Source organism: Staphylococcus debuckii (genome assembly GCF_003718735.1).
Classification (GTDB): Bacteria; Bacillota; Bacilli; order Staphylococcales; family Staphylococcaceae; genus Staphylococcus; species Staphylococcus debuckii.
Map to the genome: position 1 here is coordinate 1,695,469 of NZ_CP033460.1, position 19,048 is coordinate 1,714,516.

At 35.7% G+C, this 19,048-nt stretch carries 14 protein-coding genes and 1 other RNA gene; 1 reads left to right on the forward strand and 14 read right to left on the reverse strand.

The window, feature by feature from the left end; all coding sequences use genetic code 11:
• Nucleotides 1–80 precede the first annotated feature (80 nt).
• A complete protein-coding gene (locus CNQ82_RS08020) occupies nucleotides 81–1,361 on the forward strand; it encodes a replication-associated recombination protein A (RefSeq protein ID WP_123144850.1) in 1,281 nt (426 codons plus the stop codon).
• 63 nt (nucleotides 1,362–1,424) lie between these two features.
• Here the strand turns inward: CNQ82_RS08020 and CNQ82_RS08025 are convergent, their stop codons facing one another.
• From CNQ82_RS08025 to ruvB, 14 genes are all read right to left on the reverse strand, one after another.
• Entirely contained in the window at nucleotides 1,425–2,204 is a 780-nt protein-coding gene (locus CNQ82_RS08025; RefSeq protein WP_123144851.1) for a tRNA threonylcarbamoyladenosine dehydratase, read from the reverse strand.
• A gap of 125 nt (nucleotides 2,205–2,329) precedes the next feature.
• A non-coding RNA gene (gene ssrS, locus CNQ82_RS08030) (6S RNA) lies at nucleotides 2,330–2,520 on the reverse strand.
• A 71-nt stretch (nucleotides 2,521–2,591) separates the two neighbouring features.
• The gene (gene aspS, locus CNQ82_RS08035) at nucleotides 2,592–4,358 is read right to left on the reverse strand and encodes an aspartate--tRNA ligase (RefSeq protein WP_123144852.1); all 1,767 of its coding nucleotides are present in this window, start codon (nucleotides 4,356–4,358) and stop codon (nucleotides 2,592–2,594) included.
• A gap of 3 nt (nucleotides 4,359–4,361) precedes the next feature.
• Nucleotides 4,362–5,648, reverse strand: coding sequence for a histidine--tRNA ligase (gene hisS, locus CNQ82_RS08040; RefSeq protein WP_095104891.1), 1,287 nt, complete (start codon nucleotides 5,646–5,648; stop codon nucleotides 4,362–4,364).
• A 336-nt stretch (nucleotides 5,649–5,984) separates the two neighbouring features.
• Nucleotides 5,985–6,860 carry an N-acetylmuramoyl-L-alanine amidase gene (locus CNQ82_RS08045; RefSeq protein ID WP_123144853.1) on the reverse strand — a complete coding sequence of 292 codons (876 nt, stop codon included), beginning with the start codon at nucleotides 6,858–6,860 and terminating at the stop codon, nucleotides 5,985–5,987.
• Nucleotides 6,857–7,309, reverse strand: coding sequence for a D-aminoacyl-tRNA deacylase (gene dtd, locus CNQ82_RS08050; protein WP_123144854.1), 453 nt, complete (start codon nucleotides 7,307–7,309; stop codon nucleotides 6,857–6,859). Before dtd ends, CNQ82_RS08045 begins: the two co-directional genes overlap by 4 nt.
• A gap of 15 nt (nucleotides 7,310–7,324) precedes the next feature.
• The gene (locus CNQ82_RS08055; RefSeq protein WP_123144855.1) at nucleotides 7,325–9,514 is read right to left on the reverse strand and encodes a RelA/SpoT family protein; all 2,190 of its coding nucleotides are present in this window, start codon (nucleotides 9,512–9,514) and stop codon (nucleotides 7,325–7,327) included.
• A gap of 376 nt (nucleotides 9,515–9,890) precedes the next feature.
• Entirely contained in the window at nucleotides 9,891–10,409 is a 519-nt protein-coding gene (locus CNQ82_RS08060; RefSeq protein WP_123144856.1) for an adenine phosphoribosyltransferase, read from the reverse strand.
• A 20-nt stretch (nucleotides 10,410–10,429) separates the two neighbouring features.
• Nucleotides 10,430–12,706, reverse strand: coding sequence for a single-stranded-DNA-specific exonuclease RecJ (gene recJ / locus CNQ82_RS08065; RefSeq protein WP_123144857.1), 2,277 nt, complete (start codon nucleotides 12,704–12,706; stop codon nucleotides 10,430–10,432).
• Nucleotides 12,707–12,841: 135 nt separating this feature from the next.
• Complete coding sequence (gene secDF, locus CNQ82_RS08070) at nucleotides 12,842–15,118, reverse strand: protein translocase subunit SecDF (protein ID WP_123144858.1); 2,277 nt, start codon at nucleotides 15,116–15,118, stop codon at nucleotides 12,842–12,844.
• A gap of 447 nt (nucleotides 15,119–15,565) precedes the next feature.
• Complete coding sequence (gene yajC / locus CNQ82_RS08075; protein WP_082080543.1) at nucleotides 15,566–15,826, reverse strand: preprotein translocase subunit YajC; 261 nt, start codon at nucleotides 15,824–15,826, stop codon at nucleotides 15,566–15,568.
• A gap of 13 nt (nucleotides 15,827–15,839) precedes the next feature.
• On the reverse strand, nucleotides 15,840–16,979 hold the full coding sequence (tgt, locus tag CNQ82_RS08080) for a tRNA guanosine(34) transglycosylase Tgt (protein WP_095104881.1): 1,140 nt from the start codon (nucleotides 16,977–16,979) through the stop codon (nucleotides 15,840–15,842).
• A gap of 18 nt (nucleotides 16,980–16,997) precedes the next feature.
• Nucleotides 16,998–18,023, reverse strand: coding sequence for a tRNA preQ1(34) S-adenosylmethionine ribosyltransferase-isomerase QueA (gene queA / locus CNQ82_RS08085; RefSeq protein WP_123144859.1), 1,026 nt, complete (start codon nucleotides 18,021–18,023; stop codon nucleotides 16,998–17,000).
• A complete protein-coding gene (gene ruvB, locus CNQ82_RS08090; protein ID WP_095104877.1) occupies nucleotides 18,013–19,029 on the reverse strand; it encodes a Holliday junction branch migration DNA helicase RuvB in 1,017 nt (338 codons plus the stop codon). The genes queA and ruvB overlap by 11 nt, the downstream gene beginning before the upstream one ends.
• Between the last annotated feature and the right edge of the window lie 19 nt (nucleotides 19,030–19,048).

Sequence of the window (19,048 nt, forward strand, 5' to 3'; positions counted from 1 at the left end):
ACCTCGCTTAATCCGATTTTGTTTTATTCAATTTTAGCATTTTTTACGTTAATATAGTAACAGAAAGGTGTGAATCGATATTGAATAATGAACCATTAGCTTCCAGAATGCGACCGCAAAACCTGGATGAAATCATTTCGCAACAGCACCTGGTCGGACCAAAAGGAGTTATCAGAAGAATGGTGGAGGCTAAGCGACTCACATCTATGATTTTCTATGGGCCACCAGGAATAGGCAAAACTAGTATTGCTAAAGCTATTGCAGGCTCTACACAATTTAAATTCAGACAGTTGAATGCTGTAACTAATACAAAGAAAGATATGCAAATGGTAGTTGAAGAAGCCAAAATGTCTGGCCAAGTTATTTTATTATTAGATGAAATTCATAGATTAGATAAAGCAAAACAAGATTTCTTATTACCCCATTTAGAAAATGGAAAAATCGTCTTAATCGGTGCTACGACATCTAATCCTTATCATGCAATTAATCCGGCAATCCGGTCAAGAGCACAAATTTTCGAATTATATCCTTTAGATGAAAATGATATCCAAACAGCTTTAGAACGAGCTCTTTCCGAAGAAGAACGCGGTTTAGCTGATTATAACGTCAAAATTGATGATGATGCACTTCAATATTTTTCCACGCAAAGTCAAGGAGATGTGCGTGCAGCTTTAAATGCTCTAGAACTCGCTGTCTTAAGTGCTCATCCTGATGAAGAAGGCAAAGTTCACATTACACTCGAAGATGCTCAAGATTGTTTGCAAAAAGGAAGTTTCATGAGCGATAAAGACGGCGATATGCATTATGATGTGATGAGTGCGTTCCAAAAATCTATTCGCGGCAGTGATACAGATGCAGCATTACATTATTTAGCGAGATTGATAGAAGCGGGCGATTTACCAACTATAGCTAGACGTTTACTGGTAATCAGTTATGAAGATGTAGGTCTAGCGTCTCCGGGTGCTGGCCAACGCACACTGGCCGCTATAGAATCTGCAGAACGTTTAGGCTTTCCAGAAGCTCGCATTCCGCTCAGTCAAGCCGTCATAGAGTTATGTCTGTCGCCTAAATCTAATTCAGGTATCAAAGCTATCGATGCAGCTTTATCTGATATACGAAAAGGTCAAGCCGGACAAGTACCTAATCATCTTAAAGATGGTCACTATGCTAGCGCTAAGAAATTAGGCAGAGCTATCGGTTATCAGTATCCGCATAACTCTGAAAGTGGATTTATTCCGCAACAATACTTGCCGGATAAATTAAAAAATCGTCAATATTATCATCCTAAATCTACTTCAAAAGCAGAACAGCAATTCAAACAAATTTATGATAATATTACCAAACAACAAAAAAATCTTTAATAAAGTGGTTATATATAAAAAGCTGAGGAATTCATTCTTTCTCAGCTTTTTAATATGCAATCTTTATTTATCTTGCTTTCTGTCTTTAATGCGAGTAACTGGAATATCTTTTAAAATATCGTTAATTACATAGCCTGCACAAATCAACCCTACGACACTAGGAACAAATGCATTTGATGAAGGTGGAATTTGTCCTTTTCTTGTGGCTGCATTTTTATCACCGACTGTTTCTTTAACATCTTCGCGAATCACAATCGGGCTTTCATCAGAAAATACCACAGGCACACCTTTACGAATGCCTTCTTTCTTTAATTTTTGACGAATAATTTTAGCGATGGGATCTGTATTAGTTTCAGAGATATCAGCCACTTGGAAGCGTGTCGGATCTGTTTTGTTAGCGGCTCCCATGCTCGAAATGAGTTTCACATTACGTTTTAAACATTCTTTCATTAAATGAACTTTATACATAATTGTATCGCTCGCATCGATAAAGTAATCAATATCATAATCATTAAACAATGCCTCATATGTATCTTCGTTATAAAACATATGGAGCGAGGTAACCTTACAATCAGGGTTGATTAATTTAATACGTTCTTCCATCAATGTTACTTTGCTTTGACCGATTGTCGTCGTCAAAGCATGGATTTGGCGATTAACGTTAGTAATATCTACATCGTCTTTATCAATTAAAATAATATGGCCGATATTAGTTCTTGCTAAAGCTTCTGCCGCAAATGAACCTACTCCGCCTACTCCTAAAACGGCAACCGTTTGATTTTTAAGTAAATCTAAACCTTCTTTTCCGTAAGCTAATTCATTACGTGAAAACTGATGTTTCATTTTTTGAAATCTCCTTTAATCCTTACTTTTACATTTATATATTATAGCAAATTTAAATTTTTAATAAACTAGGGATGAGTAAGCTTTATAAATAAAAAATACGCAAGGCAAAAGCCCTGCGTACGATAGAATCCGTTGTACCGTAGTTATTATAGCTTGATCATTTTGGCCTGCTATATACAGGTGGGTGCCCTGTTTCTTGTTTTGCACGTCCTCCTAGAGAGGCGTGTGCGCTGCAAGAAAACCTATTGGGCTCCCTGATCAAAGAGTGTTAGGTCAAAATACATACAGCAAACTACGAATATTTCAGACGACTATCTTATGAGTTAATAGTACCACATTTTAACCGAATTGCAAATTTAAACTATCGAATTTTTAAATTTTGTATTAATGACGAATACGAAGTGATAGTTCTTCTAATTGTTTGTCGGATACTTCACTTGGTGCTTGAGTCATAAGAGATACTGCAGACGCAGTTTTAGGGAATGCGATGGTATCACGTAAGTTATTACGACCCGCAAGCAACATAACGAAGCGGTCTAAGCCAAGCGCGATTCCGCCATGTGGTGGTGCTCCGAATTTGAAAGCATCTAATAAGAAACCGAATTGTTCTTGTGCTTGTTCTTTTGTGAATCCTAATACTTCAAACATTTTTGATTGGATATCTGCATTATGAATTCTGATTGAACCGCCGCCAAGTTCATAGCCATTCAATACAATATCATATGCTTTTGCTTGTGCTTTTTCAGGTGCTGAATCTAATTTGTCTAAATCTTCATCTTTAGGTGAAGTAAATGGATGGTGGGCTGCTACATAACGTTTTTCATCTTCATCATATTCAAGTAACGGCCAATCAGTTACCCATAAGAAGTTCAATTTGTCTTTGTCGATTAAACCTAATTCATGTGCTAATTTCACACGTAATGCACCTAAACTTTGTGCTACAACACTAGGTTTGTCAGCTACAAACATTACTAAGTCGCCTGTTTCTGCGCCAGTCAACTCTTTCACTTTTTCAACATCTTTATCTTCAAAGAATCTGGCAATCGGACCACTGAAGCCGTCTTCTACAACTTTGACCCAAGCTAAACCTTTGGCACCATAGATATTTACAAATTCTGTTAAAGCATCCATGTCTTTACGTGTATATTTGTCTGCAGCGCCTTTAGCAGCTATAGCTTTCACTTCTCCGCCTTTTTCAACTGTATCTTTGAACACTTTGAAGTCCATAGTACGACCAAGTTCAGATACATCTTTTAATTCCATATCAAAACGCGTATCTGGTTTATCAGAACCATAACGTGCCATTGCTTCTGCGTATGTCATACGTGGGAATTGATCAGTCAATTCTACACCTTTAACATCTTTTACTACTTTTTTAAGCAAAGCTTCGCCCATTTCCATAACGTCTTCTTGATCTACGAAACTCATTTCAACATCGACTTGAGTAAATTCAGGTTGTCTGTCTGCACGTAAATCTTCATCACGGAAACATTTAACAATTTGGTAGTATTTATCAAAACCACTAATCATCAACAATTGTTTAAATAATTGTGGTGATTGCGGCAACGCATAGAATTGTCCTTCGTGAACACGAGAAGGTACTAAATAGTCACGTGCACCTTCTGGCGTAGATTTAGTTAAAACTGGAGTTTCAATATCTAAGAAACCGTCTCCATCTAAGAATTCACGTACTGAACGTGTAATTTGATGACGCATTTTAATAGTTTGCGCAAGTTCTTGTCTTCTTAAGTCTAAATAACGATATTTTAAGCGGATATTTTCATCTACTTGTTGGTTCTCATCATTAATTGAAAATGGAGGTGTTTGTGCTTTATTAATAATGTTAATATGATCAACTTGTACTTCTACATTACCAGTTTTGATTTTAGGGTTAACTGTTTCAGGATCACGTTTGGTAACTGTACCTTCTATTTCAATTACATATTCACTGCGGATAGATTCTGCAGTTTCTAAGGCTTCTTTTGAAAAGTCAGGGTTAAATACGATTTGTACATATCCTTCACGGTCGCGTAAATCCACGAAAATCAAACCGCCTAAGTCTCTGCGGTTATGCACCCAACCTTTTAATGTAACACGTTGTCCTAAAAAATCTTCAGTTACTAGACCACAATAAGTTGTTCTTTTACTCATATATTACTTCTCTCCTTGTTTTTCTTTCTTACTTTCAAAATAAGAAACTAAGTCAGCTAAATGAATAGAATCAGATTCTCCACTATCCATATGTTTAATATCAATATTACCATCTTCAAGTTCTTGCTCGCCGATCACAATTGTATATTCTGCCCCTACACGGTTGGCTTGTTTCATTTGACCTTTGATTTTGCGTTTCAAATAATCCTTATCGGCTTTAATACCGTGGTGACGTAAATCATTTAATAAATTCACTGCATATCTATCAGCTTTTTCACCCATTGTGACAATGAATAAATCTAAATGTTCATCTTCTTCGATTTCAATGCCTTCTTCTTCCAAAGCTAATAATAGACGCTCGATACTCAAAGCGAAACCAATACCAGTTTGTTTCGGACCTTCAAGCAATTCAAGCAAACCATTATAACGGCCACCGCCACATAATGTAGTAATAGCGCCATCATAATCAGGGCTGTCTATCATCAACTCGAAGGCAGTGTGTGTATAATAATCAAGGCCACGCACAAGATTTGGATCCTCAACATACGGAATGTTTAAATCGTCTAAATATTGTTTAACTTGGTTAAAATATTCTTTAGATTCTTCATTGAGATAATCAGTAATACGCGGTGCAGTTTTTACCGCTTCTTTATCTCTATCTACTTTACAATCTAAAATACGCATCGGATTAGTATGCAAACGTGCTTGACAGTCACTGCAGAATGTATCGATAACGGGTTCAAAATGCTCAATCAATGCTTCATTGTATTGTTTACGAGAATCAAAATCACCGACACTATTGATCACCAATTTAAGGTGTTTTAAACCAAATGATTGATATATGTGCATCACCATTGCTAAAATTTCCGCATCGATACTTGGATCTTCAGCACCGATAGCTTCTACACCAAATTGGTTAAACTGACGATAACGTCCCTTTTGCTTACGTTCATAGCGGAACATCGGTCCATTATAGTAAAGTTTAATCGGTTGATTAGGATCTCCTTGCATTTTATTTTCAATATATGAACGCACTACCGCAGCAGTACCTTCAGGTCGAAGTGTAATACTTCTGTCACCTTTGTCTTTGAAGGTATACATTTCTTTTTGTACCACGTCTGTAGAATCACCGACACCTCGAGCGAATAAATCAGTACTTTCAAAAATTGGCGTACGAATTTCTTTATAATTATATAATTCCATTAATTCATCTAATTTAGTTTCGATATATCTCCATTTTCTGCTTTGATCAGGAAGAATATCTTGTGTCCCACGTGGGATTTTAATCATAATGTCACATCCTTTAGTAAATAAAAAAAGCCCTTGCATGATATCACTATCACACAAGGGACGAAAATTCCGTGTTGCCACCCTAATTGAGCCGAAATGTATTCTATGGCTCCTCTTTCAACAATTAACGCTTGTAAAACGAGAGTTGATTTCGTTAAATCAAACTCCACCTCTTCTTGTGTTCAATCATGACAAAAATACTCTGAATAATCTTTCAGCCACGGATTATTTCTCTAATTGCATTTCTTAATGTCTATTCAAGAATAATAACAGTTTTCATATTTTCTTTACTATTCAGATACTATCATAACGATTTTATGCTATGTTTGCAACTGTTTAATTTGAAAAATAGGTTCTAAGCCCATCAACGATTGCTTGTTCTACAATATGACGATGCAGTTCATCTCGAATCATCATCTCATCTGTGGGATTACTAATATAACCTAATTCAATCAATACTGCTGGTATTTTAGATTGGCGCAGTACTTGATAATTTTCTTGTCTCGCGCCTTTTGGAGAAAGTACCGCTTTCTTTTGAATACTCATGCTTAAAGCTTCAGCCAAGCCTTCTTGTTGTTTTTTAAACCAATAGACTGTTACTCCATTTGCATCAGGTGATTTCAGCGCATCATTATGTAAGCTGATAAATGCGTCACCGCTTAAGTTACGGTCTTTAAGTTTGACGTATTCATCTTTATCACGCGTCATTTTGACTTTTGCACCTTCTTGTTCAAGCAACTTCTTTAGTTCTTGACCTGTTTTAAGCGTGTAATTTTTTTCTAAAGATTTAAAATGAGTTGAACTGGAAGCACCTTGGTCACCGCCGCCGTGACCAGGATCCAGCACAATCACTTTATTCTTTAAAGGTTTAGCATTAGGATTACTGTCTGGTTCAATATTCAAATCCGTATGCCATCCAGCAATCCATCCCTTTTCTTTGCCATCTTTGGTCGATACGTAAATCCACTTACCTTTTTTGTCCAGTTGTTTAAAGGTTTCACCCTTTTCAGCTGGGTAAATTTCTGGATAGACAGCATTGGGACCTGTACGCAGTTCTGCGTCTTCTTTCATAGTAACTTTATCGTCATGATCTGTCTGATAATTTGCTACTAAGATAATGATAAATAATAAAATAATTAAAGCAATTAAGGCAATAAATATAGGAATCGGTTTGAGTTTACGTTTCTTAAACCAATTTTCAATACGGTTCATATAATCTTGCCATCCTGACTTTCATAAATAATCGTTACAGGACCATCATTTTCTATATCAACCAACATATCTGTTCCAAATTCTCCTGTTTTCACTTCCACACCATATTGTTTGAGTGCCTCATTAAAAGCTTCATATAAACGATTGGCTTCCTCAGGAGGTTTAGAATTAGAAAATCCTGGACGATTCCCTTTTTTTACATCTGCATACAAAGTAAATTGAGATATCGATAAGATTGCTCCATTTACTTGTTGTACATTTAAATTTAATTTGCCATTTTCATCTTCAAAAATACGCGCATTAACAATTTTCTTAGCTATTGCTTCTACATCCTGTTCAGTCGAATCTTGACCGACACCGACTAACAGACAAAGTCCTTTGCCGATTTCTTCATGTATTGATTCATTTGTGACGGATGCTTGTTTCACTCGTTGTACGACTATTTTCATTATTTAACACCTCTATTAATTCCAAACTCTTGTAACTGTATAGACATCACCAAGTTGTTTGATACGTTCTACAACTTTAAACACTTCATTGACATTTTTAACCATGACGCTTAAGTTGATGATTGCATTTTTTTCAACATCTGACTTACCAGCAACTTTGACTAAGTTACTATCAGTTGCATTGACAGCTTGCAATACTTCATTGAGCAATCCATTGCGGTCATATGCTGTAACTTCTAAATCAACTTGATAGCGTTGAGTGGAGTCTTTAGATTTTACCCATTCAACATCTATTAAACGTTCTGTTTCATTCTTAATATTCGGGCAATCTGTACGATGTACTTTAATGCCGTGTCCTTTGGTGATATATCCCACAATATCATCACCTGGAATCGGATTACAGCATTTTGACAACTTGATCAGTACGTTTTCAATACCTTCCACATATACACCACTGTCCGTAGTAATATGATCTTTAATAGGTACCGACTTCGTTACTTCTTGTGCTGCATTCAATGCTTTTTGTTTATCTAAAATACGTTGCTTTTCTGTTAATTTATTTACAATTTGAGAAGACGTCACGCCGCCGAATCCAACTGCTGCAAATAAATCATCTTCGTTAGAAAAATTATATTTATCATTGACTATTTCAATATTATCTTCGGTTAAAACATCTTCAACTTTAAAGCCTTGATCTTTAATTTCAGCCTCAACCATAAATTTACCTTTTTCAATATTTGAAGAACGGTCTTGTTTTTTGAAAAAGCTTTTAATTTTACTTTTAGCACTAGATGATTTGACAATTTTCAACCAATCTCTGCTTGGTCCGTAAGAATGCTTACTTGTACGTATCTCAACAATATCTCCAGTTTGCAATACATAATCGATAGGTTCAATCTTACCATTGACTTTTGCACCGATCATTTTATTTCCGACTTCACTGTGAACAGCATAAGCAAAATCAATCGGCACAGCGCCGTATGGCAATTCAATAACATCACTTTGAGGTGTAAAGGCATATACTTTATCACTTTGTAAATCGAATTTTAGAGATTCCATAAATTCTTGTGCATCATTTGCTGTTTTGTCCGCTTCTGCCAAATCTTTAAGCCAAGATAACTTTTTAGCGTAACCTGAATTATCTTCTGTGACTTTCTTGCCCTCTTTATATGCCCAGTGTGCTGCCACACCATGTTCAGCAATTTCATGCATTTCTTGTGTACGAATTTGAATTTCTAAAGGATCACCATTCGGCCCCACTACTGTGGTATGCAAAGATTGATACATATTTTGTTTCGGCATGGCAATATAATCTTTAAAACGACCAGGCATAGGTTTCCACAGTGTATGAACTAAACCAAGTACTGCGTAACAATCTTTAATCGAGTCTACTATAATACGTACTGCTAATAAATCGAATATTTGATCAAATTGTTTCTTTTGTTTCATCATTTTGCGATAAATACTATAGATATGCTTAGGTCTGCCATTTATTTCACCATTTATTTGCATTTTATCCATTTCAGCTTGTATCCGATCGATTGCATTAGTGATATATGCTTCTCTTTCGCTGCGTTTCTTTTTCATTAAATTGACAATTCTAAAATATTGAACGCCATCAATATAACGTAAAGCAATATCTTCAAGTTCCCATTTAATCGTATTGATACCTAAACGGTGCGCAAGCGGTGCATATATTTCTAATGTTTCTTTAGAAATACGGATTTGCTTTTCTCTCGGCATCGCTTTAAGTGTGCGCATATTATGCAATCTATCTGCTAATTTAACTAAAATTACCCGTACATCTTTAGCGATTGCTATAAACAATTTACGATGATTTTCAGCTTGTTGCTCTTCTTTGGAGCGATATTTAACTTTCTTAAGTTTAGTTACGCCTTCCACTATCATTGCAACTTCATCGTTAAACATTGCTTTAACATCATCAAATGTGTATGGAGTATCCTCAATCACATCATGTAAAAACCCTGCTACGATAGTAGGTCCATCCAAATGCATTTCGGTTAAAATTCCTGCTACCTGAATTGGATGCATGATATAAGGCAGACCATTCTTTCTGAATTGTCCTTGATGTGCTTCATAAGCAATATGATAGCTTTTCAGTACATGTTCGTATTCTTCCTCGCTTAGATAGGATTTAGCTTTATATAATACTTCGTCTGCGCTATATGGATATTCATTATTCACATTAGACACCCCCACATATTCGTTAACCTTCTAAATGTTCGTATGAGGTATGTAAAATAGAATCCAATTTGAATTTATTTTAGTATTGCGAAAATAATGCAGAAAGCTACCAACTTTCGCTCGCATACTTTACCTCGAACCTCTTTTACCTATAGTCCACATTTATTAAATAATACTTCTATATTACTATAAATTGAAAGATAAATGAACCTTTTCAATTTACAGTAGTTTTACATCCTACTTCTACATTCAACTTTTTAGCTTAAGAAGTTTACTTACAATTTTAATTAGATACTTAGAGGAATGCAAATCAATATAAATAAACCGTTTACTGCAGAATCAGCAAACGATTTATTTTCTCTCATCTATTATTTAATTACTCATCATAAGAAATTAAGCTTAAGACATCATAACCATTTAGTTTATCAATACCGTGCAAGTATTTTAATTCAATAATAAATGCGATACCTACTACAATCCCGCCTAATTCTTCAACAAGTTTAATTGTAGCTTCAATTGTTCCGCCAGTCGCTAACAAATCATCAGTAATCAATACGCGTTGACCTGGTTTAATAGCATCTCTGTGCATAGTAAGTACATTTGTACCATACTCTAAATCATATTCGTAACGAATGACTTCACGAGGCAATTTACCTTCTTTTCTGACTGGAGCAAAACCGATTCCCATAGAGTAAGCCACTGGACAGCCGATAATAAAACCGCGCGCTTCAGGTCCCACAACAATATCCACTTCTTTTTCTCGCGCGAATTCTACAATTTGATCTGTTGCATATCCATATGCTTTGCCATTATCCATTATTGTTGTGATATCTTTAAAATCGACGCCCTCTTTCGGCCAATCTTGTACTTCTGAAACATACTGTTTTAAATCCATTTTATCTATTTCCTCCTAAATCACTTTGCTAGCTGATCTTTTATCCATAATTTCACTTTTGAAAAATCATCATAAAGCAAAAACTTCTCTACGTCTATTCGATTCATTCTTGCTTGATAGAGCCGACTAGAAGTAATTTCTTTCTTTTCTACATCCTTGTTCACTGTTATTATACCATTATTATCCTCAATGAAATCCAATTCATTAAAGACTTTAAGCATAAAAATAAGCACATTTGGCTTTACATTCAAGTATTCGCATAGTTGCATTCCATCTTGTTTTAAATTCACATTATTTTTAGAAAGCAGCGCTTTATAGCACTTCTTGAATTTATTTAAATCCGGCATGCCATCAAAATAAATGGAATTTCGATGGTTGAGTTCTAGTATAATCTGACTTTGCGGTATAGAAGCCAATGTATTTTCCATCGCTGTAATGGTTAAAGGTAACTCTTTAAAAATATAGCGTTCATATTCATTTTCAATAATATCACCATAAAAATATTGATGTTCATGCTCTTTTTCAGTCTTTTTATTCACAATTTCAGCAACAGGAATATTGTCATGGGGCTTTAACTGCTGTCTGGCTTTCCCTCTGAAATCTAATATTTGCAACGTTTCAGATGCCATATCTTGAACCATAAACTGAGGAGATTGATTACCATTCCATTCATTAATTTGCAATGTTCCAATCATATTAATAGGTTGATTAGGTTCAATTTGGCTTGCATAATCGCCGTGCTGCCAATATAGACTCTGTAGTTTGGAATTACCAAGCGTCATTTTTAAATGCTTGCCTTCTTGGCCGATTCCTTTCGCTTGCAAGATTTTAATATCGTTAAGCTGGAAAAGCGGACTTGTGAAATCTGTACCAAAGGGTCTCAACTTTTGAATGTCGCGAATATTTTTTACTGTAATATCATTTTCATCTAATACTAAATCCACAGTCTTATGCGGAGAAATATCTTCAGTACGTGATATTTCAAACATATGACGATTTAAAGCCTCACTTAACTGCTCAATATTTTCGATAGGCAACGTCATACCGGCCGCCATGTGATGACCCCCGAATTTGCTAATAAGCTCACGCTCTTTATCTAAAATATCATACATAGAGACTTGTTCGATACTTCTTGCTGAACCTTTAGCAAAATTTTGAGCGGTATCAATGTTTAATATAATTGTAGGCAGGCCATAAGTTTCTACCACTTTAGAAGCTGCAATACCCAAGACACCTTCGTGCCAATTTTCTTGTGCTAATACTAAGAATTGATTACCTTTCTCAACTTGTTTTGCTGCCATTAATAAAGCTTCGTCTGAAATTTCTTTCACAATATCTTTACGTTCTTGATTAAAATGTTCAACTTGCTCAGCTAGAAATTCTGCATCTTCTGGATTCTCAGACATCAACAATTCAGCGGCTAAACTTGCATCATCCAATCTTCCAACTGCATTTAATCGTGGACCAATCACAAATCCTATTGTTTCTTCAGTGATAGTGTCTTTATATCCAGCATTATTAAGCAATGCTTGAATAGAAGGAAATTCTGTCTGATTTAATATATCTAATCCGCTTTGTACAATAGCACGGTTCTCATCTGTTAAAGAAACTAAATCAGCGACTGTTCCGATAGCTGCTAAAACCGTATAGTAGGATGAAGGATGATCCAATAATGCTTGCGCTATTTTTAATGCTACACCCGCTCCGCTTAAATATTTAAAAGGATAATCAAATTCAGGATGCATCGGGTGGACGATTGCAAAAGCTTCTGGTAGTGTTTCACCAATTTCATGATGATCTGTCAGAATGACATCCATGCCTAATTCTTGGGCCGCTTTAATTTCTTTATGACCTTGTATTCCGTTATCTACGGTAATAATTAAATTAACGCCTTCATCATATGCATTTTTAAATGCGGCTTCATTAGGGCCGTATCCTTCTGTAAATCGATTAGGAATATACCAACCGACTTCAGCACCTAACTCTTGAAGAGTTGAAACTAAAATTGAAGTTGAGGTCACGCCATCAGCATCATAATCTCCATATACTAATATACGTTCTTGATTATCAATAGCTGTGTTAATCCGATCTATAGCTTTTTTCATATCACTCATTTCATAAGGATCATGATGGATTGTAGATTTTTGCAGTACCGCTTCAATATCTTCTTTTTCAATTATATTTTTGCTTTCTAAAATCTTCTGTACAATTGATGTTATTTTCATTTCTGAGACGACTTGTTCAGAAATTTCTTTTGAATTCTGTTTTAAATCCCATTTGAATTTTGCTTTAATCATAAACCGGCTTCCCTCTTTTCCACATGTCATTATACAAAAGAACTATTTAAATAAAAAGTAACTTCTCTATCTTAACATTTTTTAAACAGAAAAGGGGCTAGAACAAATGAATGTCCTAGTCCCTCTTCAAATTAATTATACGAGTATTTTTTCATCATTACTGCGTTTTTCACGATGAACAACTAATCTATGATCAGGCGTTTTTTTCAATTGATGTTTCTTCATCATGCCCCATAAAGGAACAGCGATAAAGATAGATGAGAACACCCCTGAAATTAAGCCGATTAATAGCGCGAGTGCAAAGTTAAAGATACTTGATGCACCAAAGATTAATAATGCTACTACTACGATTACTACTGTTAATACTGTGTTAATCGATCTTGTCAGTGTTTGTCTAATAGAATGGTTGACAATATTATCGATTTGTTCCGGTTTCGTAATGACTTTAATTTTACTTAAGTTTTCACGAACCCTATCGAAGGTAACAATCGTATCGTTAATGGAATAACCGATAATTGTCAGAACTGCTGCAATAAATGTTACATCTACTTCGATTCTGAATAAGCTGAAGACAGCTACAATCATAAAGGCATCATGTAACAATGAAATGATTGAAGATAGTCCCATACGCCATTCAAATCGTAATGAGATGTAAATAATCATACCGATTGAAGCATAGATGAGTGATAACAGCGCATTTTTCGCAATTTCTTGTCCAATGACCGGCGAAACAGTATTTACTGTTGGATCACTACCGAATTTATCATTGATAGTTGATTTTACTTTAGCAACTTCATTTTTGCTTAAGTCATGTTTAAACTGTACTGAAGCACTGTCATTGTTTCCAGATAATGCTACTTGGTCTGGCTTCATACCCGCTTTATCTAAAGTATTCGTTACACTTTGTTGTGTGATTTTATGATCTGCCTTCATATCGACACGCGTACCACTTGTAAAGTCGATACCTAAATTCAATTTAAAGATAAAGAGAATCACTACACCGGCTAAAATCACGATACCACTGAACCAGAATAAAGGTTTAGCAAGTTTCATAAAGTTCCAATGATCATAAGGCGTTTTCAATTGATAAACGTCAATACCCTCGTTGATATTATGTCTATCTTTCTTGTTAACACCAAATAACCAGAAGCTGTTTTTGAAGTAATTAGATTGTACGAGTAATGATAATAAGATTCGTGTTAAGAATACTGCTGTCACGAAACTCATTAATATTGCTAGTAGTAACATCGTCGCAAACCCTTTTACAGCACTTTCACCAAAGAAGAATAGCACTGCAGCGGCTAGTACTGTAGTCAAGTTGGCATCCAAAATAGTGATAAAGGAACTTTTATTCGCCTTATGGAATGCTTGTTTGAGGGTTCGACCAATCCTCAATTCATCTTTAATCCGTTCATACATAATAATGTTGGCATCCACAGCCATACCTACACCTAACACTAATGCGGCCAAACCAGGCAACGTTAACACACCATGGATAAAGTTGAAGGCTACAAGTGTGATATAAATATATGTTGTTAATGTAATCACTGCGATAATACCAGGTAATCTATAGAAGCCGACCATGAATAAGTAAATAACGCCGACACCTAATAAAGAACCAAAGATTGTTTTATCAAGCGCATCTTGACCAAATTGAGCTCCGACAGAGTTAGAATACATTTCTTTTAGGTGAACTGGAAGTGAACCTGAGTTCAATAAATCTGCTATTTGTTTAGCTTTTTGAACGCCTTTTTCACCATTGAATCCACCTGAAATTTCTACACTATCTGAGTTGATTGGTTGGTCAACAGAAGCTGCTGAAACATATTTCGGATCTTTTTTGTCTTTTTCTTTTTGATAACTGTCGCCTTTTTCATAGTCTAACCAAACTACCATAACATTATCTTTGCGTTTGGAAATTTCTTCTGTTACTTTTTTGAATTTTTTGCTGTCTTTTAATTTAAAAGTAACGGCAGGTTGGTTCGTATTTTGCTTGAACTCTTGTTTTGCAGAACCTTGTACTAAATCTTTACCTGTCAATTTAACATGATCATCAGAATCACGAATTGTTAAATTGGCTTGAGAAGATAGGATGTCTCGTGCTTCATTTTGATTTTTAACACCGGCTAATTGAACACGAATCCGGTTATTATTCTCAACTTGAATTTTAGGTTCGGAAACCCCAAGCACATTGACCCTGTTTTCTAATGTTTTTGCTGTTGCTTGAACAGCTTTATCGTCAATTTTCTCACCTTTCTCCAGTGGATTGACTTGGTATAATACCTCAAAGCCACCTTGAAGGTCCAACCCTAAACGGACGTCTTTAACTACACTCTTGTAGGTTGCTGCCATACCTGCAAAAAGCAAAACAACCAACAGTAAGAATGCAATTATTCTACTGTTTTTCTTCACATGAACACCTCATTATTTACTTATGTAAATAGCATACTCGATAATTCAAACTTACTGCAAGTCAAAACAAGTTGAAAGGCTTGTTTCTCTTTGGATTGCAGTATTTAAATGAACCACACAAGTTTACTATATCTGCATACGTCTTTCAAAAACCATGATTAAATTAAAATAAGTCCCAAACAATCGAGATTTCAAAATAACAATACCTTACGAAAAGTTTATAATATTTAAATCACAGTTAAATCGTGTACCAATGCTACATTATACACGCAATTATTTTAATTTAAAACAATGTTTCAAAATCGCAACGAAATAGTAATATTTCTTACAAAAGAAACACCTTCTAATCATCTTGATTTAAGTGATAATTAGAAGGTGTTATTTCAATATTATGTATAGAGCTACCCTTAACATTGGAACCTATACGCTTGAATATTGTTTAATTATTTAGTCTGGATTAACTTGTTTGATTGCAGGTTTCTCAAAAGTTAATTGAGTTCCTTTATCATTGACTGAAATTACGACTGAAGTTTCATCTAAAGAACGTACAACACCTTTGATACCACCAATTGTAGTGACGTGTTGACCCGCTTCTAAACGATTAATCATTTCACGGTGTTCTTTTTGACGTTTTTGTTGTGGTCGGATCATAAAGAACCACATAAGTGCTAATAATGCTATAGGTAAAATAAGACCAGTTAAATTCACAAAAATTACTCCTTTAAAAGTTTTTAGGATTTTCCACATTCAATCCATATTGCTCAAAGAATTCCTCTTTAAAATCTAAAAGACGATCTTCCCTAATGGCCTGTCTGATATCCTCCATTAATTTTAACAGAAAATACAAATTATGGTAAGTAGTAAGACGTATACCGAAAGTTTCTTCGGCTTTAATCAGATGTCTCAAATAGGCACGTGAATAATTACGACAAGTATAGCAATCGCAATTAGGGTCAAGTGGACCTAAATCGTCAGCATACTTCGCATTCTTAATAACGACACGTCCTTCTGAAGTCATACATGTACCATTACGTGCAATACGAGTCGGCAAAACACAGTCGAACATATCCATACCACGGATACTACATTCAATTAATGCATCTGGTGAACCGACGCCCATTAAATAACGCGGCTTATCTTTCGGCATAAATTGCTCTGTATGTTTAACCATATCATACATAACAGGCTTCGGCTCGCCTACGGATAAGCCGCCGATAGCGTAACCAGGAAAATCTAATTTGACCAATTCTTCAGCACTTTGCTGACGTAAATCTTTATATTCTCCGCCTTGAATAATGCCGAATAAAGCTTGGTCTTCAGGACGAGCGTGTGCTTTTAAACAACGTTCTGCCCATCTTGTTGTTCTTTCAATCGAATCTTTAACATATTTATACTCAGCTGGCATAGGCGGGCACTCATCAAATGCCATCATAATATCTGAACCTAAATCATTTTGTATTTCCATTGATTTCTCTGGACTTAAAAATAATTTCGAACCATTTTTATGATGTCTGAAATAAACGCCCTCTTCTGTAATTTTTCTTAAATTACTTAAACTAAAGACTTGGAAGCCGCCGGAATCCGTTAAAATCGGTCCATCCCAATTCATAAAACGATGCAGACCGCCTGCACGTTTGATTAATTCGTTCCCAGGTTGCAACCATAAGTGATAAGTGTTCCCTAAAATAATTTTTGCATTAATATCATGCAATTCTTCTGGACTCATAGTCTTTACAGTTGCTTTCGTACCAACTGGCATAAACATAGGTGTTTCGAAAGAACCATGAGGTGTGTGTACAATACCTAATCTTGCTCCCGATTGCTTACACGTTTTAATATGTTCATATGTTACTGCAGGCATAACCTGTTTTCAACTCCCTTAAATAATTAACATTGCATCACCGAAACTGAAGAAACGATATTTCATTTCTACTGCTGTTCGGTAAGCATTTAAGATATACTGTCTTGAACTGAAAGCAGAGACCAACATCACTAAAGTTGACTTCGGCAAATGGAAATTAGTAATCAACCCGTCAATTGCTTTAAATTCAAAGCCGGGATAAATAAAAATATCAGTCCATCCGCTAGCTGCTTCAAATTTATCATAATCACGACGAATCGTTTCCAATGTTCGAGTAGAAGTAGTACCCACAGAAATAATTCGCTTTCCATTTTCTTTAGTTTGATTCAACAAATCAGCTGTCTCTTGAGTCATTTGATAGTATTCGCTATGCATTTCATGATCATCAATATTATCGACACTCACGGGTCTGAAGGTACCTAAACCTACATGTAAAGTGATGAAAGCAAGTTGCACGCCTTTAGCTTTGAGTTCATCTAGTAATTCATCTGTGAAATGTAACCCTGCTGTAGGAGCTGCAGCTGAACCAGTTGCTTTCGCGTAAACAGTTTGATATCTGTCTTGGTCTTCTAACCGTTCTTTAATATATGGCGGTAATGGCATTTCGCCAAGTTCGTCCAAGCGTTCTTGCAAAATACCATCATATGAAAGACGCATAATTCTTCCACCTTGGTCTAATTCTTTGATACACAAAGCTTCGATTTTACCTTCACCGAAAGATAACTTTTGACCGACTTTTATGCGTTTCGCAGGCTTTAACAATACTTCCCAGTCATCACCTTCGATTTGAGTCAACATCAGCATTTCTACTTTCGCTTTTGTTTCTTGTTTCACTCCAAATAATCGAGCAGGCATGACTTTTGTATCATTTAAGACTAAAGTATCGCCTGCATTAATATATTCAATGATATCTTTAAAGTGACGATGTTCTAATTCACCGTTTTCTTTATTCAACACAAGTAAACGACTTGTATCTCTATCTTTTAAAGGCGTTTGTGCAATCAGTTCTTCTGGCAAATCATAATCAAATTCTTCAATGTTCAAAATTGTCCCTCTTTCCATACTCTGCACTGAAATGGTCATATGCTAGTGGTGTAGCTTTACGGCCTCTAGGTGTACGCTCTAAGAAACCTTTTTGTATTAAAAAAGGTTCATAGACATCTTCAATCGTAATACGTTCTTCTCCTATAGAAACGGCAATGGTATCCAAACCGACGGGGCCGCCATTATATTGATTGATAATACAACTCATCATTTTATGGTCAATATAATCTAATCCGTAATCATCCACTTGCAGTAACTGCAGCGCGCGTTTGGTTGTTTCTATATAAATCTTGTCATCTTCGTTAACTTGTTGAAAATCTCTCACTCGTTTCAACAGTCGATTTGCAATACGTGGTGTTCCGCGACTTCTTTTAGCTAATTCTATAGCACTTTCCTCATCAATTTCTGTATTGAGTACTTCAGCTGTACGAATAATAATATCTTTCAACTCAGATTCTTTATAGTATTCTAAGCGCAAGTGTACACCGAAACGATCTCGAAGCGGCCCAGTCAGACTACCAGCTCTCGTAGTTGCGCCTACTAAAGTAAATGGCGGCAAGTCAATGCGGATGCTTCTCGCTTCTTCACCTTTGCCGATGACAATATCTAAATAGAAATCTTCCATAGCTGGGTAAAGTACTTCTTCAACTACGCTGCTGAGACGATGTATTTCATCGATAAATAATACATCCCCCGGTTGCAATCCAGACAAAATTGCAGCTAAATCTCCTGGACGTTCAATAGCTGGGCCCGTAACCGTCCGAATGTTTACGCCCATTTCATTAGCGATAATATTCGATAAAGTGGTCTTACCTAAACCTGGAGGTCCAAATAACAGCACATGATCGAGAGGTTCTTCTCTCAATTTGGCAGCTTTAATAAACACTTCTAAATTAGATTTAATTGAAGCTTGGCCAATATATTGTCTAAGAAGATGGGGTCTTAATGATAATTCAAACGATGATTCATCTTCATGCAACGATTGATCTACCATTCTATCATCCATTGTGTCCCCTCCATTTCAT

Bases quoted from the DNA above. Each gene is read 5' to 3' on its own strand.
- tgt (WP_095104881.1), bottom strand. From the start codon at position 16,979: ATGCCTGCAGTAACATATGAACATATTAAAACGTGTAAGCAATCGGGA.
- CNQ82_RS08060 (WP_123144856.1), bottom strand. From the start codon at position 10,409: ATGGATTTAAAACAGTATGTTTCAGAAGTACAAGATTGGCCGAAAGAG.
- CNQ82_RS08045 (WP_123144853.1), bottom strand. From the start codon at position 6,860: ATGAACCGTATTGAAAATTGGTTTAAGAAACGTAAACTCAAACCGATT.
- aspS (WP_123144852.1), bottom strand. From the start codon at position 4,358: ATGAGTAAAAGAACAACTTATTGTGGTCTAGTAACTGAAGATTTTTTA.
- hisS (WP_095104891.1), bottom strand. From the start codon at position 5,648: ATGATTAAAATCCCACGTGGGACACAAGATATTCTTCCTGATCAAAGC.
- CNQ82_RS08025 (WP_123144851.1), bottom strand. From the start codon at position 2,204: ATGAAACATCAGTTTTCACGTAATGAATTAGCTTACGGAAAAGAAGGT.
- dtd (WP_123144854.1), bottom strand. From the start codon at position 7,309: ATGAAAATAGTCGTACAACGAGTGAAACAAGCATCCGTCACAAATGAA.
- ruvB (WP_095104877.1), bottom strand. From the start codon at position 19,029: ATGGATGATAGAATGGTAGATCAATCGTTGCATGAAGATGAATCATCG.
- recJ (WP_123144857.1), bottom strand. From the start codon at position 12,706: ATGATTAAAGCAAAATTCAAATGGGATTTAAAACAGAATTCAAAAGAA.